12 protein-coding genes and 1 tRNA gene are annotated in these 16,750 nt (G+C 59.4%); 8 read left to right on the forward strand and 5 right to left on the reverse strand.

Features of this window, described 5'->3' with window-relative positions:
- The first annotated feature begins 7 nt into the window (after window positions 1–7).
- The 8 genes from AC5E6W_RS11360 (at window position 8) to AC5E6W_RS11395 (ending at window position 6,857) form a co-directional block, all read left to right on the forward strand.
- Window positions 8–307: a DUF507 family protein gene (locus tag AC5E6W_RS11360; RefSeq protein WP_491752406.1), complete on the forward strand. Its 300-nt coding sequence runs from the start codon at window positions 8–10 to the stop codon at window positions 305–307.
- Window positions 307–582: a DUF507 family protein gene (locus tag AC5E6W_RS11365; RefSeq protein WP_491752407.1), complete on the forward strand. Its 276-nt coding sequence runs from the start codon at window positions 307–309 to the stop codon at window positions 580–582. Before AC5E6W_RS11360 ends, AC5E6W_RS11365 begins: the two co-directional genes overlap by 1 nt.
- A gap of 78 nt (window positions 583–660) precedes the next feature.
- Window positions 661–737, forward strand: a tRNA-Glu gene (locus AC5E6W_RS11370).
- A gap of 261 nt (window positions 738–998) precedes the next feature.
- On the forward strand, window positions 999–1,145 hold the full coding sequence (locus AC5E6W_RS11375; protein ID WP_491752408.1) for a hypothetical protein: 147 nt from the start codon (window positions 999–1,001) through the stop codon (window positions 1,143–1,145).
- Between the two features lie 514 nt (window positions 1,146–1,659).
- Window positions 1,660–3,225 carry a phytoene desaturase family protein gene (crtI, locus tag AC5E6W_RS11380; protein WP_491752499.1) on the forward strand — a complete coding sequence of 522 codons (1,566 nt, stop codon included), beginning with the start codon at window positions 1,660–1,662 and terminating at the stop codon, window positions 3,223–3,225.
- A 142-nt stretch (window positions 3,226–3,367) separates the two neighbouring features.
- The gene (locus AC5E6W_RS11385) at window positions 3,368–4,897 is read left to right on the forward strand and encodes a phytoene desaturase family protein (RefSeq protein ID WP_491752409.1); all 1,530 of its coding nucleotides are present in this window, start codon (window positions 3,368–3,370) and stop codon (window positions 4,895–4,897) included.
- Window positions 4,898–4,920: 23 nt separating this feature from the next.
- Window positions 4,921–5,733 carry a lysophospholipid acyltransferase family protein gene (locus AC5E6W_RS11390; protein ID WP_491752410.1) on the forward strand — a complete coding sequence of 271 codons (813 nt, stop codon included), beginning with the start codon at window positions 4,921–4,923 and terminating at the stop codon, window positions 5,731–5,733.
- Complete coding sequence (locus AC5E6W_RS11395) at window positions 5,727–6,857, forward strand: glycosyltransferase (RefSeq protein ID WP_491752411.1); 1,131 nt, start codon at window positions 5,727–5,729, stop codon at window positions 6,855–6,857. Before AC5E6W_RS11390 ends, AC5E6W_RS11395 begins: the two co-directional genes overlap by 7 nt.
- 469 nt (window positions 6,858–7,326) lie before the next feature.
- On the opposite strand, the gene AC5E6W_RS11400 is transcribed toward AC5E6W_RS11395, so the two are convergent.
- The 5 genes from AC5E6W_RS11400 to AC5E6W_RS11420 all read right to left on the reverse strand — a co-directional run bounded on the left by AC5E6W_RS11400 (window position 7,327) and on the right by AC5E6W_RS11420 (window position 16,712).
- Window positions 7,327–8,601, reverse strand: a complete 1,275-nt coding sequence (locus AC5E6W_RS11400; protein WP_491752412.1) for an OsmC family protein — start codon at window positions 8,599–8,601, stop codon at window positions 7,327–7,329.
- Between the two features lie 516 nt (window positions 8,602–9,117).
- Window positions 9,118–10,689, reverse strand: a complete 1,572-nt coding sequence (locus AC5E6W_RS11405; RefSeq protein ID WP_491752413.1) for a sulfatase — start codon at window positions 10,687–10,689, stop codon at window positions 9,118–9,120.
- 23 nt (window positions 10,690–10,712) lie between these two features.
- Window positions 10,713–14,609, reverse strand: a complete 3,897-nt coding sequence (locus AC5E6W_RS11410) for a carboxypeptidase-like regulatory domain-containing protein (protein WP_491752414.1) — start codon at window positions 14,607–14,609, stop codon at window positions 10,713–10,715.
- 449 nt (window positions 14,610–15,058) lie between these two features.
- Window positions 15,059–16,078 (reverse strand): formylglycine-generating enzyme family protein, encoded by a 1,020-nt coding sequence (locus tag AC5E6W_RS11415; protein WP_491752415.1) that lies wholly within the window; start codon window positions 16,076–16,078, stop codon window positions 15,059–15,061.
- Window positions 16,079–16,151: 73 nt separating this feature from the next.
- Window positions 16,152–16,712 carry a sulfatase-like hydrolase/transferase gene (locus AC5E6W_RS11420; protein ID WP_491752416.1) on the reverse strand — a complete coding sequence of 187 codons (561 nt, stop codon included), beginning with the start codon at window positions 16,710–16,712 and terminating at the stop codon, window positions 16,152–16,154.
- Window positions 16,713–16,750 lie beyond the last annotated feature (38 nt).

Below are 16,750 nucleotides of genomic sequence, written 5' to 3' on the forward strand. Positions count from 1 at the left end.
CGCGGGCGTGCTACCTTTAAGCCTGACCATGATCTTCTCCAAGGATTACGTAGGCTATCTCGCCAAGCAGACCATCAAGCACCTGGTCGCGGCGAAGATGATCAAGACCAGCAAGCCCGAGTTGGTGAATGCACGCATCTCCGCCGCTTTGGTCGAGGAACTCTCGCTCGAGGACCGCATCAACGACGAAGTCCGCGTCATCCTCGAAGCCATCCAGGATGACATGCACAAGACCGGCGTCAGCTACCCGGAGATGTTCAAGAAGGTGAAGCAGAAGCTCGTCAATCAGTACAAGGTGGTGCTCTAATGCGCATCTCCCGCGACAAGCTCAACAAGCTCGCCCACACCGTCGCTGACACCCTGGCCGAGATCGACGAGGTCGAGTTCCTCGACGAACGCAACACCATCCGTCAGGAGGCCCGTAAAGCGCTTGAGAAGCTGCTGATGGAGGAGACCAAGCTAGACGCCGCCGCCCGCCTCAAGATCGCCTCCCAGCGCCGCATCATCCCTGAAGGCTCCCAGGAATGGGACATCCTCTACCGCAAGTACTACAACGACGAGGTCAAGAAGCTCGGCCTCTAGGGCCGCAGCCGAGGTTGGATTTCCACCCCCAAACTTTGCTATACTTTGCAAGTCGCAGAGGGTGAGAAGCCCGACCGTGGCGATATGGTGTAACTGGTTAACACGTCGCCCTCTCAAGGCGAAGAGTTCGGGTTCGAGCCCCGATATCGCTACCAAAACCTCAATAAAATCAATGATTTATTGGCAGACAGGGAAGACCCCTTGTTTGCCATTTTCCGTTCTGGGGGCAATTAGTGGCGGCCTGCCGACGAGGTGCCGGCTGTTGATGCCGCTGCTGGTCAAGTACGTCCCCGTGGCGCATCGTGTGACCGATGGCACGCGGCCAGTTCGCAGCCCCATGGCGTCGCGCTCCGTTCATTCGTGAGAAGCAAGGGGACGCTCGGGCCATATATCGCGAGAACGCACGAAGGCGTTCTATGAGTTTTCTTAGCCACACCCGGACGCGACGCATCGACAAGATCGTGGATGTCATCGTGAACTCCGTTCACATGATCGAGCAGCACTACGGACATGTGGACATCGTCAAGCACGCCGACCACGTGTTGCAGGGCACGGCGGGATGAGAACCGCCGCAACTGGACGACTCCAAGGTCAAGCCATCGAAAGCAGCAGCGACCCCGCGATGAATCTCCAAAGGGGTTGGGGAAACAAGCCGCGCTGACCTGAACTTTATTGGGCACATGTCCTATGGAGAGGCCTTGAGATATTTCCGCGCAAGGGTTTGCTCCGCGCTCCGACCGTGCGCGTTCTCCGCCTCCACTTCTGCGGTCCGTTCCCGCCCGCAACGCCCACCCTATAGTTCCTGTACGTTCAAGCGCACGAATGCGGAACCATACCTTCGCTGAGGGCTCTGCCCTGGGAGTTCCCGCAGTCTTCAGCGCTTGCCACCCCATCGGGCAAAGAACGCCCGCGGGGGTCCCCGTCTGCGCTTGTGCAGACCTTCGCTACGCTCGCCCTCCGCCCTACTCCGGGTGGGGCGAAGCAGGTCCAGAGACACATGTTTGAGAGGATTGAGATGGAGGCGATGGATTTGCGTCGTACCAAAATGGCACCGTTCATACCAATCTGCTACAGCGTATAGTCAGCGAAATGAGAGAGTTCGGTCGGCACGCGGTGATCGTGGGGGCGGGTCCAGGGGGCTTGGCAGCCGCCATGCTGCTGGCCAAGTCGGGCATCAAAGTCACGATCGTGGAGAAGCATGGCCAGGTGGGTGGCCGTACCTCGACGTTGGAGTTAGACGGCTTCAAGTTTGATGTGGGGCCAACGTTTTTCCTCTATCCGACTGTTCTTCGTGAGATATTCTCGGCCGTCGGAAGCGACCTCGATGAAGAGGTTCCTATGACGCGGTTGGACCCGCAGTATCGTCTGGTGTTTGGGGCGGGCGGCGAGTTGTTGGCCACGCCGAATGTGGAACAGATGAAGCGCGCGATCGCGGCAATCTCGCCTGCAGATGCTTTGCAGTTCAGGCATTTTCTTACCCATAACCGGACGAAGTTAGAAAAGTTCATGCCGTTTTTGCAGGCGCCGTTCGAAAGCTGGAGAGACCTTGCCAAGCCAGAGATGATGAAGTTACTGCCGCTACTGGCTCCGTGGCGGTCGCTGGATCGAGACCTCCAGGCTCACTTCAAGGATGAGCGCATCCGGCTGGGCTTCAGCTTTCAATCGAAGTATCTGGGCATGTCGCCCTTTCAGTGTCCGAGTTTGTTCTCGATTCTTTCCTTTCTCGAGTATGAACATGGGGTATTTCATCCTACGGGCGGGTGCGGCGCCGTGACCCGCGCGATGGCGCGTGTGGCGCGCGACCTGGGTGTGGAGATCCTGTTGGATGAGCCGGTCGAGCGAGTGTTGATTGAGAGCGGCCGCGCGGTCGGGGTGAAGACGACGAGGCGGACCCTGCGCGGAGATGCGGTCGTGGTGAACGCTGACTTTGCTGGTGCGATGCAGCGGATGGTGCCGGATCGGTTTCGGAAAAAATGGAGCAACGCGCGGCTGGAGAAGAAGACATACTCCTGCTCGACGTTCATGATGTATCTCGGCATTGATGGCTGCTACGACAATGTGTCGCACCACACCATCTACCTGGCGGAGAACTATCGAGACAATCTGCGGGATATCGAGGAGAGGCATCGGCTCTCTGAGAACCCGTCGTTTTACGTGCAGAACGCTGGGGTAACCGATAAGACTCTGGCTCCAGACGGGCGGAGCACGCTCTACGTGCTTCTTCCGGTCACACATGCCACGCGCCATGTGGACTGGGTGAAGGAGACGCCACGCTATCGGGCACTCGCGCTGCGGCAACTGGAAAAGATTGGCATCACGGACGTGGAGTCGCGTATACGGACCGAGAAGGTTGTGACGCCGTTGGATTGGGCGAGCGAGTTCGATCTCTATAAGGGTGCGACGTTCAGCATGGCTCACTCGTTGCGGCAGATGCTCCATCTACGTCCACACAATCGGTCTGAGGATATTGGGCGGATGTATCTGGTGGGTGGCGGCACGCATCCGGGCAGCGGATTGCCGGTCATTTTCGAATCGGCACGGATCACGTCGCGACTGTTGCTGGAGGATTTGCAGATGGAGCCGCAGTGGGATGGCGCGCGAGAGACGATCTCCCCCGACCGACTTGTCGGTGTGGAGTCGTAGCGACGCTCGAAGTAGCGGCTGACCAGCAGAGCGCCATCTCGCTCTGGCATTTTTGCAGTTGTGAGCGTTATGCCGGATGGACTGCAGCGAGTGACGGACGAGACCGTGGCGGCGGCTGAACGGAAGTTGAGATGAGGGTGTGATGCAGCAGGTTAAGAGCGTAGGTGTGATCGGATCGGGACTGGCTGGACTCGCTGCAGCATGCACTCTGGCGGCACGGGGATATCGGGTTGAGGTCTTTGAGAAGAATGCCTGGTTGGGAGGGAAGGCCGCGCAGTTGAGGGAGCAAGGCTTCCGATTCGACATGGGGCCGACGATCCTGATTCAACCGTCAGTGTTGCGCAAGATCTTCGACGAGGCGGGACGGCGCCTGGAGGAGTATCTGACCATGGTGCGGCTCGATCCGCAGTGGCGATGCTTCTTTGAGGATGGCAGCCGGCTGGATCTGATGGACGATACGAACGCGATGGTGGCACAGCTCGATGCCGTGCGGCCGCGGATGGGAGACGGATATCGCCGGTTCCTGGAGATGTCGGAGCAACTGCATTCGATCAGCGACCGGTTCTTCTTCTGGCGATCGATTGGCGGGATCGGAGACACGATGGATGTGGGCGGCGCTTTCGATCTGAAGGTGCTTCGCGACGTCATGCGGATGCGGATGGGAAAGAGCGTGGCGGGGACGATCCGTGAGTTTATTCCGGACCCGAATACAGCCCAGATGCTGGATCATTTTGTGCAGTATGTGGGAAGCTCGCCAGACGCTTCGCCGGCGATTCTATGCTCCATCGGGCACATGCAAATGGAAGAAGGCATCTGGTATCCACTGGGAGGCACGCGGGCTGTTCCAGAGGCGCTGGTAAAGCTGGCGACCGAACTTGGCGTCGTCTTCCACACGGAAACGGACGTTGCGAGGATATTGAAAGAGGGCGAATCGCGTGGCCGAGCTGGCGGCAGAGCGATCGGTCTGATGACCGCGGACGGGGTTGAGCATCGGTTCGACGCGGTGGTGTCAAACTGCGATGCGGTTCGGACACACCGGGAACTGGTTGGCGGCACCGCGGCGGGCAAGTTTGAGCAGAAGCGCAAGTATGAGCCGGCCTGCAGCGGCCTGGTCCTGTATCTCGGGCTGAAGAAGCGATACGAGCATCTCGCACATCATGACTTCGTTTTCTCGCGCGATCCGCATGAGGAGTTTCATCACATCTACGATCTTGGCGAGCCGGCGCCGGATCCGACCTGCTACCTGGCGGCGACCGCGGCAACCGATCCCGAGAGCGCTCCGGAGGGTGGCGAGGCGCTTTATGTGCTGGTTCATACTCCGTACCTGAGGGCTCACCACGACTGGAAGAAGATGCTGCCGGGATACCGGCAGGTAATCCTGGATAAGCTGAAGCGGACGGCCGGCCTGACGGATATCGAGGACAGGATTATCTTCGAGGCCGCGCTGACTCCGCAGGATATCCACGATCGCTACCGTGTATTGAACGGCGCAATCTATGGGATCTCGAGTCATGGTGTCTGGACCGGCGCCTTCAAGCCAGCGAACCGCAGCAAGGAGTTAGAGGGGATGTACCTGGCGGGAGGCGCCGCTCATCCTGGGCCGGGGATGCCGATGGTGATGATGTCGGGATGGATCGCGGCGGACTCGCTGGATCGAGATCGTAGGAGTTGAGGTTGGCTGGGCAGGCGAATTGTATGGACATTCCGAACATATCGAGGCCGGTGCTTACCTTCTTTCGACGCATTGTTCGAGGCTATTTCCGCCGCCACTTCCATGCAGTGCGCATCAGCGGAGCGGTACAGTTCTCGAGTTTGCAAGATGCTGCAGAGCCGCTGATTGTGTATGCGAATCATGGGTCATGGTGGGACCCGATGGTTGCGTTCTTTCTGGCAGGCAACCTGATGCCCGGGCGCAAGCATTATGGTCCGATGGACGCAGCGGCACTGGAGCGTTATAAGATCCTGCAGCGAATCGGCATCTTTCCCGTTGAGATGAAGACCGTGCGCGGCGGTGTGCAGTTCCTGCGTACGAGCGAGGCCATTGCTCGAAGCGGTGGAGTGTTGTGGATCACGCCACAGGGAAAGTTTGTGGATAGCCGAGTTCGGCCGCTTGAGTTCAAGCCCGGCCTGGCTGCCCTGGCGGTACGCTTGGCCGAGCACACGGGCTTGTGCCGAGTGCTTCCGCTGGCCATGGAGTACACCTACTGGGATGAGCGCCTGCCCGAGTGCCTCCTGCGCATGGAAGAAGCGGTATTGGTGAGGCCGGGCGATACCACAGACGAAGTTGAATCGCGTCTGATTGCGGCGCTGGAAAAGGCTATGAACCAGCTAAAGGAGATGGCGATCACGCGAGATCCATCGACATTTCGAACGATGGCGCGGGGGACGGCGGGGGTTGGAGGGTTCTATGCGATGGGTCAGAGGATAAGAGCTGTGTTGTTGCGGAAGCCATACCGCGCGGAACACACGATTGCGCCGGAGTCGCGTGAGGCTTCGGAGAAGTGTTGACGGCGCTCGCATTCCTTGCGATGGCCTGTGCCGCGCTGCCAGCGGCGATGTTCTGCGCGAATCTGCGGCTGTATCGCGAGCCGCCAGGGGCCCGCGAAGAAAACAGTCAAGTCTCTGTGCTCATCCCGGCCCGGAATGAAGAGGCTGGTATTGGAGCCGCGGTGGATGCGATTCTGCGGAGCGTTGGTGTGGAGTTCGAAGTCGTGGTGATGGATGACGGATCGACAGACCGAACGGCGGAGATTGTTGCGGCTGTAGCGAAGCTAGATGAACGAGTGCGGTTGGTGGAGGCTCCTGGGTTGCCGGAAGGCTGGAATGGGAAGCAGCATGCTTGCTGGGCACTCGCGCATCAAGCTCGATTTGAGACCCTCTGTTTCGTCGACGCGGACGTAAGGCTTGAGGCCGAAGCACTGACCCGGATGACTGCTTTCATGGAGGGAGCAGATGCGGCACTGGTGAGCGGATTCCCGCGGCAGGTTACCGGGACATGGATGGAATGGCTGCTGCTGCCGCTAATCCATTTTGTGCTGCTTGGGTTTCTCCCGCTGGCGCGAATGCGTGCTGGAAACGATCCGTCCTTCGCGGCGGGATGCGGCCAGTTTCTGATGGTGCGGCGCGAAGCCTACTTCGTAGCCGGCGGCCATTCCGCCATCCGCAGAACGATGCACGACGGTCTATTGCTTCCCAGGTTGTTACGGCAGGCGGGTTTTCGAACGGATCTCGCCGATATGACCCGCGTGGCTACATGCAGGATGTACACCAACGCGGCGCAGGTGTGGAACGGCCTGGCGAAGAATGCCACCGAAGGCCTGGGAGCGCCGTCGCGGATCGTGCCTGTAAGTCTTCTGCTAATTCTCGGTCAGATGATGCCGGTGATATTGGTGATCTGGCTGATGGTGCGGGGCGGAGGTTCGATCCCGGTCACGGCGTTTGCAGTCCTGGGGATGGTGTGTGCTTGGCTGCCGGGGATCCTGGGCGTTGGGAGATTTATGCAGGATTGGCGGGGTGCTGCGCTGCATCCACTGGGAATATTGATACTGCTAACGTTGCAATGGGTTGCACTGGTGCGGAAGACTCTTGGACTTCCGGCGGTTTGGAAGGAACGATCCTGCGAGGTTGGTTGATGGCATGCCGCGAGACCACGATTTCTTCATGGGAGTGATGATGTTGCCATTTCAGAAAATGGACGGCTAGAACACCCATAGACGAACCGTTGTGCGATGTTGACTGCGTGCCTGGGATCCGATTGGCTGTCTTCCCAGTCCAGAGCCACCTTTCGCCATCGAACGCCGCCGTGCTGCTGATGTCTTCCAGCTCGAGCTCGAATCCCTGGCGCCAGAGACGCGCATACTCTGCGTTATCACCCGTGACCGGACCGGAAACTCCGAAGTAAACGGTGTCGTCTTGATGGCGAGTGCGGCGGCCGACCAGACCGATGGTCGTGCCAATGAGAGCAGCGATCAGACGCAGAATCGAACGCCTGTCTTCCATTCCGTTGCCGGTGAAGTCATCGGTCTGCTTTGGGTCCTGCCCATCTACAGAGAAGCGAAAGCGGCCCGCCGGTTAGCAGGCCGTTGTCTCCCTAGCGAACTATTACTTCGCCAGGCTCACGGCCTTTTCCTTCTCTTCTGAGTAGGGGCCACGGACGATCGTCCCCTTGATCGGCTGCCCATCCTTGACCATGTTGTAAATCGGGCAGGTTGACTCGACCGCCCGCTGCAATTCCTCGATCTTCTCCTTCGTCTCAGGGGAGGAGATGTAGACGCCATAGGCGATGTCTCTGTAGGTGGGTGGATGATCGATATTGCCGAGCCGACTTGTCAGTGTGCCTTCAACCCGCAATTCCAGGCCGTCCAATTTGATCTGCCGACTGGAGGCCTGGATCTCGTAGATGTGCGTCAGGCACGTGATCATGCGGCCAAGGATGTCTTCCTCGGGCACCGGGCCGAGATTGTGGCCGCCAAGATAGCGCGGGTAGTCGTGAATGATCTGGAAGTTTCCAATGTCGGTCCGAACATTCCGAATTCCGGTGCCCCCTTCGACCTTGATATCAGCCCGCAGCGGTTGTCTCCAATCGTCATCGGCCTGCTTCGGGCTGGACCCTTCGATCGGGGTCGCACCTTGCGTCGCGGCATATTTGTCGGCCAGAAATTCGCGCAAGCCGTCGAGCGTCTTGCCCTCGCGCTTCAGCGGAGTCTGCGTATAGTGCAGCGTGCCATGGTCAATCTTCTGACCGTCGGTCACCAGGTGGAATACCGGTGAGACGCGCTCAACCGTCTTCCGCAAATCCTCGAGCTGTGCATCGCTGGCCGGAGAGGTGATGAACACGATGTAGTTGAGGTTGCGAGGATAGGTGACCTGCGTGCCGGTCGTTTTCGATGGCGCCCTGCCGGGCTTGCTGGTGAAGATCAGCTCAATGTCGTCGATGGGAATGCCTTTGACGGCGGCTTGAACGAGATAGTCGCCAACGAGCGCACTGCCAATCGCTCCGGTCACGCTTGGCCATGAGCCAGCACCGAGATTGAACTCGCCGGCTTCGCGTCCGCCATCGCTCAGCAGCTGAAAGTTGCGGATGCGGAGACGCCGGATGCCGGTCCTGCTGATCGCCGTGACCGTGCCCGTGAGCTTCAGCGGCTCGTTCATCTCGGGCTGTCCCTGGAGCAGGAAGAGCGAGGAACGCAGGCGCGCTTCAAAATCGCGCAACGAGTCACCGTTGTCGACAGCCGGCGGCGTCTGCGCCCAGTCCTGGGAGATGTGCGTGGCCTGCGCACGCAGCTGCGGAGACGTGGTCGCCAACATTCCCGTCAGCAGCAACCCGGCAGCAAGCGCATTGAGAGTCTTTCTTTGCGTTCTCGTTCCTAAAGTCATTCGTTCCAACTCCTCTGTATCAGTCGCGGAATGCTGTTCGTGAATCTCCACGACTGAATTGTTCCTTTTGAACATATGAAGCGAGCTGCTGCTTCGAAAGCGGAAGCGTACGCTTCCGCAGCGGAAAACCTGGCCTTTGGGGGACTGTGGCATCTCGCAACGGAAATAAGTTGCAGTTGGTTGAGCGGGTGCTCAAAGCTGAGCGAAGTTAGTAACGGATCCTAGTGTGGGGACAACAGGAAAGGGTACTAAGAACAAGCAAAGGGACAGCGCGCCTGAAAGCACGCTACTACCGCGAGAGTGGAAGGACCAGTGATCATCACTTTGCTTTGGCAGAGCATATACCTGCTGAGATGACGCGTCAACTTTGGTGCTGAAGCTTCAGCGGCGATGCGATGCTCTCTCGAAAACTCAACAATGCCAGTTCGCAATCGCGGTCGCGATGTTATGTCCGAGCAGTTGAACGGTACACAGCTTCTGTAGACACGCGACTACCCATATCTGTACTCCTTCTCTTTACCCCCGTGTGTTGTAGTTGGCGATCTTTGCCGAGAGGCTAGCACGTATCTCGGCGTATGCCGGATGCTCCGCAAGGTTGACGAGTTCGAGAGGATCGGCTGCTTCATCGAAGAGCATGGCGCCATGCTTTGCGCCCTCTCCTGCAGCGCCGAACTCTACATAGCGATAACGCCCGGTACGAATCGCTGTGCCGTGGATCGTCTTGCCGTCTTCGCTCCAGATGCTGAAGGCAGGACGATCCCACGAGGTGTCGGGCTGCTGCAGAAGAGGAGCGAGACTGGCGCCTTCGAGGCCGTCCGGTCGCGGAAGGCCGCATAGTTCCAGCAGCGTGGGATACAGATCCAGCGACTCGACCGTCCGGTAGCAGGGGCGCCCATTTCCACCCACGCCGGGTGCTCGGATGAGCAACGGCACGCGGGTTCCGAGTTCGAAGAGTGATCCGGCCTTCGACCATTTGCCACGCTCGCCGAGCTGGTAGCCATGATCCGCGACGTAGACGACGATCGTGTTGTCCTTGAGTTCGGAGCGATCCAGTTCCTCGAGGACGCGACCCATGTTCCAGTCGGACCATGAGGCTGAAGCGAGATACGCACGTGTCACTTCGCGAGCTTCGTGCTCACTGGCGCCGCGGCGAATGAACAGGTCTGCGTTCTGCTTGCGAATCGCTGCCGCTGGAAGGTCAGCAGGAACTGTCGGCCACGGAGCGAAGTTGATGGGTAATTCCAACTCAGCCACGTTATAGAGATCGAAGAACTTCTGCGGAGCAGTCGGAGGGCTGTGAGGCTTGGAGAAGCCTACCGCGAGGAAGAACGGTTTTTTTCCATACCTGTGTTTGCGGAGGTACTCGACTGCCAGATCGGCGACGTGATTTTCCGGATGCCCCGTGCCATCGTTGTCCACGACGATAATGCGATCGGAGCTGGCGGCATGATCGGGATCGGCTGCGGGGGCGAGCTTTGGCGCACCGGGAGGTGGGGGGCCCGGTATCCCCGGCGGCGGAGGGGGGACAGACTCCGCGGGAACCTGCAGCACATGCTCGGTGGTGAAGGGATGAGGCTGTGGCTTCGATTCGTCGAAGCCAACTTCGTCCCACGCCTTCGGATCATCGATGCCTCCGTGGAAGATCTTGCCCGCTCGGTAGGTGTTATAGCCGTGCTCACGAAAGAACTGAGGCAGGCTCACCCAATCCGGATGCTCGGTGCGGAAGTCCGTGCGATTGCCTAGCACGCCGGTGGTGGTGGGTTTGCGGCCATTGAAGAGCGAGGCTCGTGATGGATTGCAGAGAGGGAACTGGCAGTAATTGCGATCGAACCGCACACCCTCGCTCGCCAGACGATCGAGGTGAGGGGTCTTCGCACGAGCGAGCGCGCCGTAGCAGCTTAGCTCCGCAGCCATGTCATCTGACATAAGCCACAGGATGTTTGGCTGCTTCTTTCTTTCGATAGGTGCAGCGCCTGCCGCAGCTGTGGGCAGGCCGCCCGCCGCTGCGGCCCCTGCAAGCCCTGCGAGAAATTGACGGCGCGAGGCCTTCAGGTTTCCCGTCGTGTTGAAACGCGGTGTCCTGGACATAGATGAGCTCCTTAAAGTGTTCCTCAGAAACGGATGCGACCGGAGAACTGGAAGTCGCGACTGCCGGAGTTGCTGGTGGCGCTGCTGACCTGGCCGAACGATGTGCTGTTGATGTTTGTATTGATACCGCTGAAGGTAACCTTGTTGGTCACATTCTGGCAGTCCACGGCGAAGATGAACTTGAAGCGCTCGGTGACATCGAAGGTCCGGCGGACGCCCATGTTGAGGTTGTACACTCCAGGGCCACGCAGTCCGAAGGCGGATGTGCGAGGCGCATCGCCGATCATGAGTGCACCAGAGTTGCAGAAGGGGCCGATGCTGGTCGAGCAGGTGGCGCCGGACGCGCCGATGCCTGGTGTTGAGCCACTGACCGCACCCTTGATGTAGGAGTACGCTCCCAGATTCGCTCCAGTCGCTCCATGCCCCCAGCTGCCGTTCTGGCGAATGTCTCCGGAGAAACTCGGGTTGACATCGGGCATGCACTGGCCTGCTCCCGGCTCTGTGGAGGAGGTGCAAGCTGTGGAAGTGATTGCGAGCGGAGCTCCGGCAACATACGTGAAGACGCCCGAGAGATTCCAGCCGCTGAGCAAAGCGCGTGTCACGAGATAGTCTCCGCCGAAGTGACCTTTGCCCGCAGGGATCTGGTAGACGCCATAGATAGAGAGATTTTGCGGTATGTCTGTGAGACTTGGCGAGCGGTCGATGCGGTCCGGCTTCCAGGCTTTGCCGTTGAGTGTTCGATCCGCAGGAATGGCGTATCCGCTGCGAATCGTTCCCGTGTCATCGAGTTGCTTGGAGTAGGTGTAGTTCAGATTGAGCGTGAGACCATGCGACGCACGTTTTGCCACAGAGAGCTGCAGCGAATGGTAGGCCGCATTCGCGGTCTGGCTTCCCCAGGTATCGGTGACACTGGAATACTGCGGCATCCAGGTGAGCATCTGGCCGATGGTCGCCAGGCCGGAGCCCGCGCTGGTGTTGGCTGCTGCGGTGAAGCCTGCGTAGGGTGCGGAGATGCCGGGGATGATGGCATTGGCCTTGGCGAGGTTCGCGGCTGTGGCCGGCGCGGAGAGAAGTCCCGCGCCATAGCTGCCGACACCGAGAGCGTAGTACTTCGGATCGATCTGGCCGGACTGGAGGCCACGGATGTTGCTGGCGCCTGCGAGGAAGTGACTTTGCGAGCCGGCGTAGTTCACGGTGATGGTGAGGTCGTTGAGCAACTCGCGCTGAATACCGAAGTTCCAGAAATCGAACTCAGGTGCACGCCCGGAGACATAGGGGTCGAGGTAGCTGATCGAACCGGGTGTGACATAAGCTCCGGCACCGTTCACGTAATTTCCCGTGTTCAGACTCTGGCTGGCCGCGCTCGGCGCGGTGACGGCTGGAACCGTGTATCCGGGACCGCCGAAATTTGTGTTGGCGAGCCCGAGAGCCTGGAACCCCGTGCTGTTGTTGAGATAGAAGGCTGGGCGGGCACCGGGGCCCGCTCCACCGTCGATAAAGGAGGGCGTGGAGGTGAAGCCGAGCGAGCCCGTTCCCTGGTAGGCTCCGCCCGCGCCACCTGTGCCTCCGCCATGGGAGTAGACAAGCGCGTAAGCTCCGCGGATCACGGTCTTGTTATTCAGGGAGTAAGCGAACCCGACGCGCGGTCCCCAGTTTTTCATGTAGTTGCTGGCCGGAGAGCTGCATTCGCAGCTGACGCCGGGGCCACCGTAGTTGCCTGCAAACTGCAGCGCGCCGAGGCTTCCCGTAGCCGAGTTGGTGATGTTGGGGTTCAGGAACGAGAAGCGATTGAGCACCTCATTGTAGGTGGGGAGATAATCCCAACGCAGGCCAAGATTGAGCGTGAGCTTCGATGTGACTTTGTAGTTGTCCTGGAAGTACGGGGCGAAGGGGTGATACCGGCCACCTAGTACAGAGAAGGGAAGCACGCTGACGCTGGTGTTGGCTACGGCGCCGAGAAGATAGCTGGCATAGGAGTAGCCAGTTCCACTGGCATAGGAGGTTCCACCGACCTTTGCGGTCTCGTTCACTCCCCATGCGAGTGTGATACCCGAGGTGGGGCCGTCCTGCGCCGATTGGTTGAGCTCCAACCGCTGCAACTCGAAGCCAAAGACCATCGAGTGATTGCCTTTGACCCAGCTGAGGTTGTCGAGGACGGTGTAGGTTTCGTCGACCGTTGTCTTGCCGGTGCCCGGCGTTCCGTCGCCCCACTGCGCCACCGCGTTACTTCCTGAGAACGTGGAGGTGGGAAACTGGTTCACCGCCTGTGAGTCAGGCCCGCCCGGGACACCACTGAAGGTGATGCCAAGCGTCGTAGCTTTATATTGGTCGACTCCCTGGGTGATGTTCTTTGACGGCGGACCGCCGAAGTTGCTGAAGCCGAACTTGATCTGGTTCACGAGGTTCGGCCGGATCGTGTACACATCCTGAGCGTCGGCCCAGTGGCCACCGGTCTGGGTATAGTTCGACGCAAGATACGGCACCGGCAGGACGGAGCTGTTCGATGTAAACGGAATGGGATGAGTGTTACCCCCAGTGACGACGAATGAGAGCCGGTGTTTCGACGAGATGTCGTAGTCAATGCGGCCCGAGTAAAGCCAGTTATCTGTTCCCTGCGGGTATCCACCGAGGTAGTTGTTCTGGATGCCGCTCGTGGTGGGCGATGGCAGGAACGATTGCATCTGCTGCGCGATCGGCGAAATGAGGTTTGACGGGATAACGTTCTGCGTGGGGACGCCGTTCTTCAAGCCCATAAAGGGCTGGCGGGTGCAGGTCGTTGGCGTGGGGCAGCTGAGGCTGGTGGGGTCGTAGAGCGTGTAGCCGGGGCCACCGTTCGCTGCAAGCAGCTCGGTGAAGTCGCCCGTCCGCATAAGTGTTGTGGGGACCGTCGTCGTCGCGTATGTCGGCGCGGTGTCGCCATGGGTGCGGTCATAGGCTGCGAAGAAGAAGAGCTTATCGCGGCCGTTGAAGAGATGCGGGATGCTGATAGGCCCGCCGATGGAAGCGGTGAACTCGTTCTGATGGTCCGCAGGTTTTCCGGCAGGAACGGCGACGAGCTTTCCGTTGACGACGCGCTGCACGGTGGCTGCCGGAGCGGTGAAGCCCCAGGTATCGAACAACGTGTTCCGGATGAAGTCAGCGACTGAGCCGTGGTATTGATTGCCTCCCGATGCCATGGTGTAGCTGACCGCGCCCGCGCCCTGCATGTCGACCGATTGTCCGCTGGTCGTGGCGCCGATCTGATCGATCGCTTCCGAAGGAACGATATTGAAGATGGGGCGATTGTCACCAATCTGACTGATGGTCGTGATGGGAATGCCATCGAGGTAGATCTCCTGCACGCGGTTTCCTGTGCCGGAGAAGAGCGAAGAGCGTGTTCCGGCCTGCGCACCAGGCAGGAGATTCGAGAACTGCGTGATGTCTCGCTGCTGATTCCCGGAAACGAGCAAGGGAAGATCCATGTACTCCTTGCTTGAGATGGTGCCGCCGAGCGTAGCACTGGTGGTATCCAACGCCGGTGGTGCGGTGCCGATAGTGACGGACTGCGTGTCGCTGCCAATCTGCAATGTGAGGTTGAGGCCGAACGTCTGCGAGGCATTGAGGACAATCCCTTGTTGCTTGACCCCGGTGAATCCGTTGGCTGCGACCGTGACGGTGTAGGTGCCGACAGACAATGGGCCGAGTCGATAGAGACCGCTCGAGGAGGATGGCCGCGTGACGGACGCCCCAGTGGCATCATTGACAGCTGTCACTGCTGCGTCTGGAATGAACGCCCCGCTGGCATCGGAGATCGTGCCGGTGATGACCCCATCACCCGCGCTCTGTGCCACTACCGGGCGAATCGCCAGAAAGCCAGGTAGAAGGATTGCAAGCATCGCGAAGAGGATTCGCTTACGAAAACGTGCAGCGTTTGCGGTCACAGCCAGTCTCCAAGAAGTTTGGTGGCGGTTCAGTCCGTCCGGCGAGCAGGCAGGGACGCGGCGTCGGCTCGGCTGGTGGCTGATGAGCGCGGCCTTATGAGACAGCGGCTCGTGGCACCGAAAGAATTGTCAGGGAAAACGAAATGAAACGATCCCGAAGAAGAAAGCCCACCGTGAAGGTGGGCATTTCAGCTGCTCTCCGCGAGGAGCCGGACTAGATCCGGCTACAACAGGCAAGCTGGCGTGCGCCACCGATTCGTTGCGAAGTACAACAGCGGGTCGCGTCGGCGAGCTTGGAGAAAATCGTCATGCGGTAAGACAATATTCTTATAGATAAACAATTTCGTCAACGGACGAAAAGCGGATGCGAATGATCGCTATCCCAGGATCCCCCCGCTGCAATCTTCTCGCATACTAGGGTCTTACCCACATCGCGGGCCTCTTTCAGGTCAAATCGTGATCGCCTCATCGGTGGAGGCTCCCTGCTCTGGTGCGGCGCATCGAAATCCTATGTTGGACGCGCTGCTATCGATGCTGTTTGCGGTACGCGCTCCCACTCGATAGCGATTGCAGTAGGAAGCATGACAGAGGAACGATCCCCCTTTCATGACCTTGACCTCTCCAGCCTGCGGCCCAGAAGGGTCTTGCAGGGCATGCATGGAATGCGTGATCGTAAACCAATCGCCGCACCACTCCCAGACGTTTCCAGCGACGGAATAGAGACCGTAACCGTTTGCGGGAAACGCGTCCACCGGGCAGATCCCTGCGTAGCCGTCGTGTGCGGTATCTTCGCGCGGAAACTGCCCCTGCCAGATATTGCACAGGTGCCTGCCATCCGGAGTGAGCTCGTCGCCCCACGGGTAAAGCTTCTGCTCCAACCCGCCTCGTGCGGCATACTCCCACTGCGCTTCGGTGGGGAGAGCCTTGCCGGCCCAGGCTGCATAAGCAGCAGCGTCTCGCCAGGAAACATGGACAACTGGGTGGTTGTCACGCCGTCGTATGTCTGAGCCTGGCCCTTCGGGGGCGTCCCAGCGAGCTCCGGGGACCTTGCACCACCATGGCATCGCCACAACCGTGTCTTCCACTACATCTTCGAACCTGGACGCTGGGATGTGGGACCAAAAGACGAAGGACCAGCCGAATCGATCGGCATCGGTGGCGTAGCCGGTACTCTCAACAAACCTCGCGAACTCTGTGTTCGTCACGGGATAGCGATCGATGCGAAAGGGAGATAGCCTGACGGGACGCACCGGACCCTCACCGTCGGCGGGAAAGCCCTGGGGATAGTCCGTGCCCATGAGAAAGGTACCGCCAGGCAAGGAGATCATCTCGGAGACCGAGGCCGCAGCCCTCAGAGCGGGGCGAGGCGCGAGTTCGGATGCCGCGGCGACGCCGCGGTCTACCCGTGGAGCGCAGCATGCCTTTTTCGTTTGCACCCGACCGGTGTCCTCCTGGTTGTTTCCGTTCATGGCCGTTTCCTATGGGTAGAGCTTCGTCAGCTGGACGTGCGATTCGGCTTCTCCTGCATTGACGCTGGCGTCTTCAACCGCTCACGCCACTCATCTGCTTTGACGCGATAACCTTTGCGGTCGACCTCATTGACCAATTCGTTCGGGTCGACACGCTGATCGTACATCTGGTACTCGGTATACGTCTTCGCGGCTGGCTTTGACCTGTCGTCCGAAGTATCGGCAACGCAGTACGTCCAGTCCGGCTGCAGATCCTACGGCCCGTCATGGATTCGCTTATCGGAATGAGTTGTGCGTTGGGACAGTGGTGCGGCGCTTTCGCGTCGTTTGGCAGAGGAAGCACACTGAGTCCTTTCCAAGTTGATAGCACTGGCGGTCCCGCCGCATTGATAAGCTCGGGAGCGATATCGATGAGGCCCACCAGTTTCGCGATCTGGTGCGCTCCGCGGGAGCTGTTGTGAGGGCTCCGCTTGTCTTCCTGGTTACGCGTGCCGAAGTGGCAACCGTGATCGCTGATGAAGACGAAGATCGTGTTCTCAGTGAGATGTTCCTTCTCAAGAATCTTCCAAATGTGACCAACGGAGTTGTCGAGGGATTCGATACAGCCACATGAGGGAATGTGAGCGTTGCACAACTCGTTCTCAGCTATGCGGTCCTTCTAGAAGCGAAGAC

The sequence above is a fragment of the Bryocella sp. genome (assembly GCF_058498515.1).